We start from the raw sequence: 12,543 nt of genomic DNA on the forward strand, positions 1-12,543 counted from the left end.
TGATACTCGGGACCAAAGCGCCCCACTTGCTGCGCTGAATCTTACCCAGACTGCTGATTAAGTCAAACTTTTCAAACCATTCATGATGGCTGATGTGTTGGAACGGACATTCAGGCCGACGCTTGGCGCAGCGCATTCCCATCCGGACAAAAAACAAAAGCCGGCACGCAGGGTGCCGGCCTTCTTAAAGTCATTGGTCTGGCGTTACAGCAGAGCTTGGAATTCGCGCCATTCGCCTTTGGACATGCCGGAATTTTCCTGCGTGACCTCTTCGCCTTTGATCATGCGGCGGACGCAGTCCAGTGCGGTGGACGACAGGGTCGCGCCGCCCATGCGGTAGTCTTCGAACGCTTTGTAGGCGTAGGGCACCCAATCAGCGACCAGTTTGCAGATTTCATCGGCATAGACGCGGATTTCGTACTGGGCATGGGCATCGGCACGCAGGCGCAGGAAGTGCAGCAGGTTGTGCAGATCCACCTTCCAGTACCACTGGGTGTAGACGTTTGCAGGCAGGTTCATGCGGGCCAGTTCGCGGGCCAGACCCTGCTGGTCGTCTTGACTGATCATTTCTTCGTAGTGATCATAGCAGCGCATCGCATCATCGCGCAGGTAGCGCAGCACGCGCTCGGCCTCTTCGCCGCTCAGGGCTTCGCCGCGGCCTTGGTTGTTCACCACAGACTGCGCCGCCAGATGTTCCGGCGCAGGGATATAGAATTCACGATCCAGAATCGAATAGCGGGCGGAATATTCATTCACGTTTGCCGTCCGGTGGCGAATCCACTGGCGCGCCACGAAGACCGGCAGTTTGACGTGCAGTTTCAGTTCGCACATCTCGAACGGGGTCGAGTGCCAGTGACGCATCAGGTAGCGGATCAGACCTTCGTCATTCGATACGGCCTTGGTGCCTTTGCCGTAAGATACGCGCGCCGCCTGCGTGATCGCGTTGTCGTCGCCCATATAGTCGATGACACGGACAAAGCCGTGATCCAGAACCGGATAGGCGGTATACAGATGCTTTTCCATGCCGGGGGCTGTCGCCCGCAGGGTCTGCGTGGTGGTGGACCGCAGTTCGTTGATTTCGTCCTGTTGGTCTTGTGTCAGGGGCATGGTCTGTCTTCTCCCACCAGATGAATCGCTCGCCCCATATGTTGCAGATAACTTCGGGGAAAACCACCATATAGAGTGAAGACATTTAAGCCGCAGGAAAATTTATTTCGCGGTCAAGACCTTCGTTAAGGTTGACTTGGCAGTGGGGTATTCTCAGGGTATTGGCAAACCCAAATAAATTAGGTTCGGGGCAGTTTAGGCATGTTACGTATTTCCGCGATGATTTTGGCATTGGCGCTTGTTTCCGCGTGCGGCGGTGGCGGCAGCAACCCGCTGCAGAACACCGAAGAAGAAGAAACGGACACGGATACCGGTACAGACACCGAAGACGATGCTGATCCCATCGGCGGCGATCGCACCTTACCGCCGGGCACAGCAAGCCCAACACCGGACACAGCAATTGTTCGCGTAGAAGCAGATGACGGCGAAGGCGCGGGTGTCGCAACCGGCTACGACTATGACTCGGCAACCGATACTTTCTACGTTGATAACCTCGCGTTTGACGGCGACAACACATACAGCCGCGGGACTGCAGTATCGTCCTTGGCCCCGAATATTGCCGTGTATGAATCCGACGCTCCGGGCATCGATCCCATTTCCGGCCTTCAACACGATGATGCAGAATACCGTGCCGTCTATGGCGTCTCGGATACGGGTACGACAAAATTCGCGATTGTGCGTCCGGCCGGTTACAACGACTTTGGGTTCCGCGGATATACATACGAACGGGAAGGCAGTGTTACGCTGCCCACGGATATTCAGGCGACCTATATTGGCGACTACGGCGGCGTCCGCGTCTACGAAGGAGCCACCGGGTTGGACTATGTCACCGGCACGGCCAGGATGAGCGTGGATTTCAACGACTTTAACCAAGCTCCGGGCGTGTCGCTTTATGTCGTTGACCGTCATCTCTACGATATCAACGGGAACGATGTGACGACCGAGTATCTGGATGCGCTGATGACAGCCAATACCCAAGGTGTTCGCCCGACCAACGGACTTGGCCAAGACAATCTGCCTGACATCAACCCCGTGATCCGCATAGATGCCGCTGATACAAACGGCGAAGTCACAAGCGAAGTCTTTACGCTGCTCGAACTGGACAATGGCTCAACCACGAACCTGTCGAGCGGCAACTACTATGCGATCATGGCAGGTGACGGTGCTTCCGAGATTGTCGGTATTGTTGTGATGACCGGTACAGACCCTAGAAACTCGACCTCGTTCGAAGAAACCGGCGGCTTCATCGTCACACGCTAACTGCGCGGACCTGATTAAAGAGGACGCCAACCATGCGACTGGCACGTTGTCTGATCTGCATTGCAGCCGCCAGCTTTGCGCTTGCGGCACCTGCCCTATCCGATACTGGGGCAGGACAGGTCACAGTCGCGTCGGGAACCTACACGCCGGATGAAATGCGCCGATTGGCTGTGACCCTTTTGGTCAACCGTCAGCCAGCTCAGGCGTTGCGTGTGGCAGAGGCCCTGACAGTTCGCGATCCCGAAGACGCTGATGCATGGTTGTTAGTCAGTCGTGCTGCGCGGGATGTAGGACAGAGCGATTTGGCAAAATCCGCTGCGCAGAATGCGTGGAAATATGCCAATAACGATGAGGTCAAATATGCTGCGGCACTGGCCAATGCGCAGGCCTTGTCGTCGGACGGGGCACGCACGCGGGCGCAGTGGTGGTTGCGCCGGGCGTTGCAGATTGCGCCGACACCGGAACTGAGGGCCAAGGCCGAGCGTGATTTCCGGTATGTGCGTGAACAAAACCCGTGGTCCACGCAACTGAGTTTCTCGGTCTCGCCCAGTTCGAACGTCAATGGTGGATCCAGCAGTGACACGGTGTCGATTTACGATCTGCCGTTTGATTTTGTGCTGCAAGGATCGGCACGGGCGCTGTCAGGCGTTGAATATTCCTACGGACTTTCAACGCGTTACACGCTGCGAAAGACGAAACAGACACGTACAAGCCTAAGCTTTGCGGCCTCGCACAAGACCTACAGCCTGTCCGAGGAAGCCAAGGATATTGCACCTGACACCAAGGGCAGCGACTTTGCGCTTACACAACTGTCGGCGGGACTGTCGCAAGACTGGTTTGCTGCCAATGGGCGTTTGGCGCTGAACGGGCAGATCGGCGTCAACAAAGCGTGGTACGGCGGTGAGCCACTCAGCCAGAGCGCAACCGCCTCGACTGGTCTGAGGTATGCGATCACGCCAAAGCTGGCGGCAAGTTTGACTGTGAACCACGAATGGCAAGAAGGTCTGGGCGAACGTCAGGACGCCGATTTGCTGCGCAGTTCGGCCAGCCTGAGTTACGTCATACCCGGCGGCCACGGGCTTCAGGTAGGTGTTGGTCAGGCCAGTAGCCAATCGGACGCGACCTATCTGGATTTCGAAGAACGCTCTGCCTTTGTAGCCTTTGCATTGGGCAAGCCTGTGTTCGGCACAAAGGTGCAGCTGGCCGTTGATGCCAAGCACCGCCACTTTGATGCGACCACCGTGTCGTTTGGCGACCGCGACGACTATACCTACGGGGCCGAGGTGAATTTCACCGTCAATGCGCTGGATTACTACGGCTTTGTTCCTACAGTAAAAATCCGCACGGAAGAGACGGACTCGAACCTAGCAATTTACGACCGGGACAATCTGGGTTTGCAACTGGGCCTGAAATCCCGCTTCTGAGCCCCTCGACAAACCCGCGCGGGCCGCTACCCTCGGATAAAGATTTCAAACCGAGGACACCCTATGTCGATCCGATATCTGCACACGATGGTCCGCGTCAAAGACCTTGAGGCGTCGATTGCGTTTTACAAACTGCTTGGCCTGAAAGAACGCCAGCGCAAGGAAAGCGAGGCGGGGCGCTTTACGCTGGTGTTTCTCTGCCCGCCTGATCAGGACGATGGCACCGCCGATGTGGAACTGACGTATAACTGGGATGGCGATGACGGGCTGCCTTCAGACAGCCGCCACTTCGGCCACCTCGCCTATAAAGTCGGCAACATTTATGAACTTTGCCAAAAGTTGATGGACAACGGCGTGACGATCAACCGCCCGCCGCGTGATGGCCACATGGCCTTTGTCCGCTCGCCCGACAACGTGTCGGTCGAACTGCTGCAAGAGGGCGATGCCCTTCCACCGCAAGAGCCATGGGCCTCGATGGAGAATACGGGCCATTGGTAAACGGCAGCGGGCAGCGGCGATCCTTTTACCATCGCGCCCTAACCGGCGCGGTGGCGGCTGCTGCCTTCTGTTTTCCAGCGCTGGCTCGGGCCGATTGCAGCTTGGCCCTGCTGCTTGCGCTGGATGTGTCCTCATCGGTTGACGCCGAAGAATACGATCTTCAGCGCAATGGCGTGGCTTTGGCGCTGGACGATCCCGACGTGCGCCGTGCGCTGCTGGCATCCGGCACTCCTGTTGCCCTTGCCGTCTACGAATGGAGCGGCCGCCGGCAGAACCATATCGTTCTGAACTGGTCGCTTATCAACGACAACTCCGACATCGACCGGGTCGTCGCGGCCATAGCGTCGTCCAAACGCAGCTTTACACGGTTTCCGACCGCGATGGGCTATGCCCTTGGGTTCGGAGCCACGATGCTGGAACGTGCGCCGCAATGTGATCGCAAGGTGATCGATGTTTCAGGCGACGGCATCAGTAATGACGGGTTCGGCCCGCAATTGGCCTACAAACATTTTCCGTTCTCTGATGTCACCGTCAATGGCCTCGCCGTTCTGGGGGCCGACCCGATGGTTGAATTCTATTTCGAGGATCAAGTGCGCCACGGTCCGGGCGCCTTTGTCGAAACTTCCACGGGCTATGTCGGTTACAAAAACGCGATGACGCGCAAACTTTTACGTGAAATCGGCGGTATGGTGGTCGGCCATCTGGATGATCCGGATCGTGCCGATATTGCCGCCAATTAATAAATGTACCTGATCTGATCAGTCCAATAGCGTTCAACGCGCTTTAGGGAATCCGTGATATCCAGAAGGCCCTCGGCACGCAGAACGTTCTTTTTCTCAATCCCGTCGGCGTGACGCTGGAACAGCTTGTCCACGATGGCGCGGATTTCGCGGCCCTTTGGCGTTAGCTTAACCCGCACAGACCGGCGGTCGATTTCGCAGCGCTGGTGATGCATATAGCCCATTTCGACCAGCTTTTTCAGGTTATAGCTGACGTTGGACCCCTGATAATAGCCGCGCGATTTCAGCTCGCCCGCCGTCACTTCGTTGTCGCCGATGTTGAACAGCAATAGCGCCTGAACCGCGTTGATATCCAGCACGTTGGTGCGTTCGAATTCGTCCTTGATCACATCCAGCAGCAAACGGTGAAGCCGTTCGACCAGTGCCAATGCCTCAAGATACCCGGTCATGAACCCGGAACGGGCCGGTGTACCGAGCGTGGAATGTATGCTCATCTGTCTCTCCGTTTGTCCGTAAACGCAGAGAACGTTGCGCTAATTTCACGAAAAATCGGTTAAACCACGACGTTTCGATAAAATCTGAGTTATTTCGCAGGCTCTTGGGCTGCAATTTCGGAAATCAGACCGGAAAATTCCGAAGGCGCCGCATCCTGACCGGAAATCCATTTGTAGAGATCCTGATCATTTTCCGACAACAGATCATCGTAATGGGCCAGTTGGTCGTCTGTCATGCCGGACAGACGCGCATCAGCAAAGCGCATCAGGATCAGATCCATTTCCTTCGTCCCGCGACGCATGGACCGCATCGCCAAGCGCTTGATCTTGTTTTCGCGGGTTTCATTTTCCGGTCGGATTTCCTGCATATCAGCCCCCGTTGGCGATTGCGGTCCGCAGACGTTTTTCCAAACGCGACATACGGCCAGCCATCGACTTAATTTCAACCTGCAGATCACGCATGTCCTGCAGGACGGCCTTTACATCAGCGGAGGGGGCCGTTTCGTCAAGGGGTGCTTCAACACCGTCACCTTCGCCCATCAACAGCCAGCCAATCGACACATTCAACAGACCCGAGATCATCGAAAGCTTGTTGGCCCGAGGCTCCGAGATATCTGCTTCCCAGTTCTGCAGCGTCTTCAGTTTGACACCGATGCGACGTGCGAACTGTTCCGGCGTCATTCCCGCAGCGTCCCGTGCAGCCGCGATCCGGTCACCGAATGTTGCTGTTTCAGGTCCATACCAGTCGTCTGTGCTCATCTGTGTCTCCTTATAGGTCGTCAGTTTCATACAGCATTGCATGCCCGTCGATGCCGACTTAAGACATGGGTAACAGCCATATCGGGAACGGTTTCCATGCCCTTTTTGTCCGAGACCCTCGCGAGGGTCAAACCATCTCCCACCGTTGCAGTTTCGCAATTGGCCCGTGAACTGGCCGATGCAGGCAAGGATATTATCTCGCTCGGTGCCGGTGAGCCCGACTTTGACACGCCTGAAAACATCAAGAAAGCCGCTATTGCGGCAATTCATGCAGGTAAAACGAAGTATACAGCGCCCGACGGCATTCCTGAATTGAAGCAAGCCATCTGTGACAAATTCCAGCGCGAAAACGGACTGAGCTATCAGCCATCGCAAGTGTCGGTTTCTACCGGCGGCAAGCAGGTTCTGTACAACGCCCTGATGGCCAGCCTGAACCCCGGCGACGAGGTGATCATCCCTGCCCCTTACTGGGTCAGCTACCCTGACATCGTCCGTCTGGGCGGGGGGACACCTGTGATTGTCGATTGCCCCATGGGCACCGGCTTTAAGCTGACACCCGACGCCCTTGAGGCCGCGATCACGCCGAATACTAAGTGGTTCCTGTTCAACTCGCCCTCCAACCCGACAGGTGCGGGGTACAGCTGGGACGAATTGAAGGCTCTGACAGATGTTCTGCTGCGGCACGAACATGTGTGGGTTCTGACAGACGATATGTATGAACATCTGGCCTTTGACGATTTCAAGTTCTGCACGCCAGCACAGGTCGAGCCCAAGCTTTATGACCGCACATTGACCGTGAACGGCGTGTCCAAGGCTTATGCCATGACCGGCTGGCGCATCGGCTATGCAGCTGGCCCCGAGGTCATCATCAACGCCATGCGCAAGATCCAGTCGCAATCGACAACCAACCCCTGTTCGATCAGCCAGTGGGCCGCGGTTGAGGCGCTGAACGGCCCTCAGGACTTTCTGGCAACCCGCTGCGATGCGTTCCTGCGTCGCCGCGATCTGGTTGTTGCGGGTCTGAACGATTGCGCAGGCATCACCTGCCCCACCCCTGAAGGTGCGTTCTACGTGTATCCGTCTGTCGCAGGCTGCATCGGTAAAACCAGCGAAGGCGGACGCAAGATCGAGAATGATGAGGATTTCGCAACCGCGCTTTTGGAAGAAAAAGGCGTGGCCGTCGTCTTTGGCGCCGCCTTTGGCCTAAGCCCGCATTTCCGCATCAGCTATGCTACATCGGATGAGGCCGTGACCGAGGCCTGCGACCGTATCAAATCCTTCTGCGCCGGACTGACCTGAGGTTCCCCATGACTTTGCCCGAGCTATACTTCCGTGTGCGTGAAAATGGTGCTGTCGTCTTCCGCGTCGATACGGAAAACCGGCAACGCCGGATCGATATGGAACAGATCGCCGTGGCCAACGTCCGAAATGGCGACATCAAACCCCATGGCGACCGCACCCTCACCGAGGGCGAAAAGCTTGCCATTCAGGACTGGATTTCCAATCGTCAGGCACTTCTGGCACAACGCGACGTGGACGATATCCACCGCGCCGTGGACCATCTGAACCTGACCACCCAATGGGCCCAATCCAAAGCTACAGATGACCAACTGGAAAGCGTCACAGATGCGCTGTTGTTGGCTATGCACGACTTGCGCAACGTCCTTGTCCGCAAAAAGGCCGACCGGCTCGCTTCCAAATAAACAGCCCGCCCTTTTTACGGGACGGGCCTGAAATGCGCTGCATTTCCTTTCACGGTCAACGGCGCCTCCGCCTGTACCGCACACGAACGTTCGCTCACAAAACTTAACAACCTGCTATTTTCTTTCCCCAAATACCTTGGGGGAATTGGCCGTAGGCCAAGGGGGCAAAGCCCCAAAGAAAAAAGGCCCCGCGCATCGCAGGGCCTTTTCCAATTCATATAAAGACGATCTTACTCGCGGCTTTCCGGTGTATCGACGACCAGTGTGTCGAACGCGTCGCCACCGATTACGTCGTCTTCGCCAGCCGATGCTTCCGGTGCAGCCAGAGCGGCTGCAGCTTGCGCTTCGTCGCGGCGTGCTTCGATAACGACGTTGTCGCGCTCGGTTGCGATACGACGCACTTTCTGCATCGCGCCACCTGTACCGGCAGGGATCAGACGACCCACGATGACGTTCTCTTTCAGGCCAACCAGCTTGTCTTTCTTGCCCTGTACCGATGCCTCGGTCAGAACGCGGGTTGTTTCCTGGAAGGACGCCGCCGAGATGAACGAACGAGTCTGCAAGGACGCCTTCGTGATACCAAGCAGGATCGGTTCGCCCTGTGCCGGACGGCCGCCCTTCTTGATGGTCTTCTCGTTCATCGCGTCGAACTCTGCCTTATCGACATGTTCGCCCTTCAGAAGCGTTGTGTCACCGCTGTCCAGGATTTCCCACTTCTGCAGCATCTGGCGAACGATCACTTCGACGTGCTTGTCGTTGATCTTAACGCCCTGCAGACGATAGACGTCCTGAACTTCGTCGATCATGTAGTTCGCCAGCGCTTCGACACCCATGATGGACAGGATGTCATGCGGCGCGGGGTTGCCGTCCATGATGTAGTCGCCCTTCTGGACAAAGTCGCCTTCGCCAACCGGAATATGCTTGCCCTTCGGGATCATATATTCCTTCGGCTCGAGGCTGTCGTCCGCCGGCTCGATGGAGATGCGACGCTTGTTCTTGTAGTCCTTGCCAAAGCGCACATATCCGTCGATTTCCGCGATGATCGCGTGATCTTTCGGGCGACGTGCTTCGAAGAGTTCGGCCACACGCGGCAGACCACCGGTAATGTCCTTCGTCTTCGCACCTTCGCGCGGGATACGGGCCACGACGTCACCAGCCTGAACCTTCTGACCGTCTTCGGACGACAGGATCGCGTCCACGGACATCGGGTAGGTGATCGGGTTGCCAACTGCGTTGCGTACGGGCTCGCCATCTTCACCCATCAGGATGATTTCCGGCTTCAGCTCGTTGCCTTTCGGCGCCGCACGCCAGTCGATCACGATCTTCTGGGTCATGCCTGTCGCATCGTCGGTCTCTTCGCGAACGGCCAGACCGTTCACGAGGTCGACGTGACGGACGATACCGTCCTTCTCGGCGATGATCGGCAGTGTGTACGGGTCCCATTCGAACAGTTTGTCACCGCGGGCAACATCCTGACCTTCTTTCAGGAACAGCTTGGTACCATAGCCCAGCTTGTGGCTGGCGCGTTCGGCACCGTGCTCGTCCACGATCCGCAGCTTCATGTTGCGGCCGACAACCAATGTTTCGCCGTTGGCGTTTTCAATGGTCTGGTCGTTTTCGTAGGCGATCTTACCTTCCTGCGATGCTTCGAGGAAGGACTGCTGACCACCCTGAGCAACACCACCGATGTGGAACGTACGCATTGTCAGCTGTGTACCCGGTTCACCGATGGACTGAGCGGCGATAATACCGACAGCTTCACCTGTGTTCACCATTGTACCGCGTGCGAGGTCACGACCGTAGCACATTGCGCAGACGCCTTCTTCGGCCTCACAGGTCAGCGGCGAGCGGATGCGCGCTGTCTGAACTGCGGCCTCTTCGACGGCATCGGACATACGTTCGTCGATCAGCTGGCCTTCACGGATGATGACCTCGTCTGTACCCGGACGCAGGATGTCTTCTGCAGCCACACGGCCCAGAATACGTTCGCCCAGGGACGCAACAACTTCACCGTCGTTGATGGCGGCTTCTGCTGTGATCGACTTGTCAGTGCCACAGTCATTCATGCGAATGATGCAGTCCTGCGCAACGTCAACCAGACGACGTGTCAGGTAACCCGAGTTCGCAGTCTTCAAAGCGGTATCCGACAGACCCTTACGGGCACCGTGTGTCGAGTTGAAGTACTCAAGAACGGTCAGACCTTCTTTAAAGTTCGAGATGATCGGCGTTTCGATGATGTCGCCGTTCGGCTTTGCCATCAGGCCACGCATACCACCCAGCTGCTTCATCTGAGTAACCGAGCCACGAGCACCGGAGTGGGCCATCATGTAAACCGAGTTCGGTTCCATTTCTGCGCCATTCTCGTCGTGCTGCGATGCCGAGATCGTGCTCATCATCGCTTCGGTGACTTTGTCGTTACACTTCGACCACGCATCGACAACTTTGTTGTACTTTTCGCCCTGAGTGATCAGGCCGTCCATGTACTGCTGTTCAAAGTCTTTAACCTGATCACGTGTCTCTTCGACGATCGGCCATTTGCTGTCAGGGATAACCATGTCGTCCTTACCGAACGAGATGCCTGCCTTGAAAGCTTCTTTAAAGCCGGTGGACATGATCTGGTCACAGAAGATGACCGACTCTTTCTGACCGCAGTAACGGTAGACGGTGTCGATGACTTTCTGCACGTCTTTCTTACGCAGCAGCGTGTTGACCAGGTCAAACGGAGCTTTCGCGTTCATCGGCAGCAGAGCGCCCAGACGGACACGGCCCGGCGTTGTTTCGAAACGCTTCCAGACTTCGTTGCCTTCTTCGTCGATCTGCTTGACGCGGCAGGTGATCTTGGCGTGCAGGTGCACTTCGCCAGCGTTCAGGGCGTGTTCCACCTCTTCCAGCGACGAGAAGGACATGCCTTCGCCCTTCATGCCTTCACGCATGATGGAGACGTAGTACAGACCCAAAATCATATCCTGCGACGGAACGATGATCGGTGCGCCGTTTGCGGGCGACAGAACGTTGTTCGTCGACATCATCAGAACGCGGGCTTCAAGCTGCGCCTCCAGCGACAGCGGTACGTGAACCGCCATCTGGTCACCGTCGAAGTCGGCGTTAAAGGCCGAACAGACCAGCGGGTGCAGCTGGATCGCTTTACCTTCGATCAGAACCGGTTCGAACGCCTGAATGCCAAGACGGTGCAGCGTAGGCGCACGGTTCAGCATGACCGGGTGTTCGCGGATAACCTCATCAAGGATATCCCACACCTCGGGACGTTCTTTTTCGACCAGTTTCTTCGCCTGCTTAACAGTCGAAGACAGACCTTTGGCCTCAAGGCGCGAATAGATGAACGGCTTGAACAGTTCGAGCGCCATCTTCTTCGGCAGACCACACTGGTGCAGCTTCAGTTCCGGACCTGTCACGATAACCGAACGACCCGAGAAGTCGACGCGCTTACCCAAAAGGTTCTGACGGAAACGACCCTGCTTACCTTTCAGCATGTCGGACAGCGACTTCAGCGGGCGCTTGTTGGCACCTGTGATGACGCGGCCACGACGGCCGTTGTCGAACAAGGCGTCAACGGATTCCTGCAGCATCCGCTTTTCGTTACGGACGATGATGTCAGGCGCGCGCAGTTCGATCAGACGCTTCAGACGGTTGTTCCGGTTGATCACACGACGGTACAGATCGTTCAGATCCGATGTCGCGAAACGGCCGCCATCCAGCGGAACCAGCGGTCGTAGTTCCGGCGGGATCACGGGGATCACGGTCATGATCATCCATTCCGGACGGTTGCCGGATTCCAGGAAGCTTTCGACAACCTTCAGACGCTTGATGATCTTCTTGGGCTTCAGTTCGCCTGTCGCCTCTTTCAGATCAGCGCGCAGTTGCTCTGCTTCGGCTTCCAGATCGATCTGGGCCAGCATTTCGCGGATCGCTTCGGCACCGATGTTCGCGGTGAACGCGTCCATGCCGTACTGGTCCTGCGCGTCCATATACTCTTCTTCATTGAGCATCTGGCCGTAGGTCAGGTCAGTCAGACCCGGTTCGATCACGACGTAGTTTTCGAAATACAGAACGCGTTCCAGATCACGCAGCGTCATGTCCAGCATCAGACCGATACGGGACGGCAGCGATTTCAGGAACCAGATGTGCGCGCAGGGTGCTGCCAGTTCGATGTGGCCCATGCGTTCGCGACGCACTTTCTGAAGGGTAACTTCAACACCACATTTTTCGCAGACAACGCCGCGATACTTCATGCGCTTATATTTGCCGCAGAGACATTCGTAGTCTTTGATCGGGCCAAAGATACGCGCACAGAACAGGCCGTCACGCTCGGGCTTGAACGTCCGGTAGTTGATGGTTTCGGGTTTCTTGATCTCACCAAAGGACCAAGACAGGATCCGCTCGGGCGATGCCAGCGAAACCTTGATCTCGTCGAACACCTTGGGTGCCGCGAGAGGGTTGAACGGGTTGTTGGTCAGTTCCTGGTTCATATTGTGTCCTCACAAATTAGAGGGTGCGGGGGAAAAGAGTGAAACCGTGAGGTGCGCCCTTCGGCGCACCG

At 56.7% G+C, this 12,543-nt stretch carries 11 protein-coding genes; 6 read left to right on the top strand and 5 right to left on the bottom strand.

What is annotated here, in order from left to right:
- Positions 1 to 204: 204 nt before the first annotated feature.
- Positions 205 to 1,107 (bottom strand): FAD-dependent thymidylate synthase, encoded by a 903-nt coding sequence (gene thyX / locus C4S59_RS15675; RefSeq protein ID WP_103911457.1) that lies wholly within the window; start codon positions 1,105 to 1,107, stop codon positions 205 to 207.
- Positions 1,108 to 1,308: 201 nt separating this feature from the next.
- Between thyX and C4S59_RS15680 the strand changes: the two genes are divergently transcribed.
- The 4 genes from C4S59_RS15680 to C4S59_RS15695 all read left to right on the top strand — a co-directional run bounded on the left by C4S59_RS15680 (position 1,309) and on the right by C4S59_RS15695 (position 5,029).
- On the top strand, positions 1,309 to 2,367 hold the full coding sequence (locus tag C4S59_RS15680; protein ID WP_146064554.1) for a hypothetical protein: 1,059 nt from the start codon (positions 1,309 to 1,311) through the stop codon (positions 2,365 to 2,367).
- 32 nt (positions 2,368 to 2,399) lie between these two features.
- Positions 2,400 to 3,791: a surface lipoprotein assembly modifier gene (locus tag C4S59_RS15685; RefSeq protein WP_103911459.1), complete on the top strand. Its 1,392-nt coding sequence runs from the start codon at positions 2,400 to 2,402 to the stop codon at positions 3,789 to 3,791.
- A 63-nt stretch (positions 3,792 to 3,854) separates the two neighbouring features.
- The gene (locus tag C4S59_RS15690) at positions 3,855 to 4,289 is read left to right on the top strand and encodes a VOC family protein (protein ID WP_103911460.1); all 435 of its coding nucleotides are present in this window, start codon (positions 3,855 to 3,857) and stop codon (positions 4,287 to 4,289) included.
- Positions 4,256 to 5,029 carry a DUF1194 domain-containing protein gene (locus tag C4S59_RS15695; RefSeq protein ID WP_103911461.1) on the top strand — a complete coding sequence of 258 codons (774 nt, stop codon included), beginning with the start codon at positions 4,256 to 4,258 and terminating at the stop codon, positions 5,027 to 5,029. The genes C4S59_RS15690 and C4S59_RS15695 overlap by 34 nt, the downstream gene beginning before the upstream one ends.
- On the opposite strand, the gene C4S59_RS15700 is transcribed toward C4S59_RS15695, so the two are convergent.
- The 3 genes from C4S59_RS15700 to C4S59_RS15710 form a co-directional block, all read right to left on the bottom strand.
- Positions 5,026 to 5,523: a MarR family winged helix-turn-helix transcriptional regulator gene (locus C4S59_RS15700; RefSeq protein ID WP_103911462.1), complete on the bottom strand. Its 498-nt coding sequence runs from the start codon at positions 5,521 to 5,523 to the stop codon at positions 5,026 to 5,028. The two genes, C4S59_RS15695 and C4S59_RS15700, sit on opposite strands and share 4 nt — an antisense overlap.
- A gap of 89 nt (positions 5,524 to 5,612) precedes the next feature.
- On the bottom strand, positions 5,613 to 5,891 hold the full coding sequence (locus tag C4S59_RS15705; protein ID WP_103911463.1) for a succinate dehydrogenase assembly factor 2: 279 nt from the start codon (positions 5,889 to 5,891) through the stop codon (positions 5,613 to 5,615).
- Position 5,892: 1 nt separating this feature from the next.
- Entirely contained in the window at positions 5,893 to 6,282 is a 390-nt protein-coding gene (locus tag C4S59_RS15710) for a helix-turn-helix domain-containing protein (protein ID WP_103911464.1), read from the bottom strand.
- 96 nt (positions 6,283 to 6,378) lie between these two features.
- Between C4S59_RS15710 and C4S59_RS15715 the strand changes: the two genes are divergently transcribed.
- Together C4S59_RS15715 and C4S59_RS15720 are read left to right on the top strand one after the other, a co-directional pair.
- The gene (locus C4S59_RS15715; protein WP_103911465.1) at positions 6,379 to 7,581 is read left to right on the top strand and encodes a pyridoxal phosphate-dependent aminotransferase; all 1,203 of its coding nucleotides are present in this window, start codon (positions 6,379 to 6,381) and stop codon (positions 7,579 to 7,581) included.
- Positions 7,582 to 7,589: 8 nt separating this feature from the next.
- Positions 7,590 to 7,985, top strand: a complete 396-nt coding sequence (locus C4S59_RS15720; protein WP_103911466.1) for a hypothetical protein — start codon at positions 7,590 to 7,592, stop codon at positions 7,983 to 7,985.
- A 230-nt stretch (positions 7,986 to 8,215) separates the two neighbouring features.
- On the opposite strand, the gene rpoC is transcribed toward C4S59_RS15720, so the two are convergent.
- Positions 8,216 to 12,472 (bottom strand): DNA-directed RNA polymerase subunit beta', encoded by a 4,257-nt coding sequence (gene rpoC / locus C4S59_RS15725; RefSeq protein WP_103911467.1) that lies wholly within the window; start codon positions 12,470 to 12,472, stop codon positions 8,216 to 8,218.
- Positions 12,473 to 12,543: the final 71 nt, after the last annotated feature.

The sequence above is a fragment of the Thalassococcus halodurans genome (genome assembly GCF_900108225.1).
GTDB lineage: Bacteria > Pseudomonadota > Alphaproteobacteria > Rhodobacterales > Rhodobacteraceae > Thalassococcus > Thalassococcus halodurans.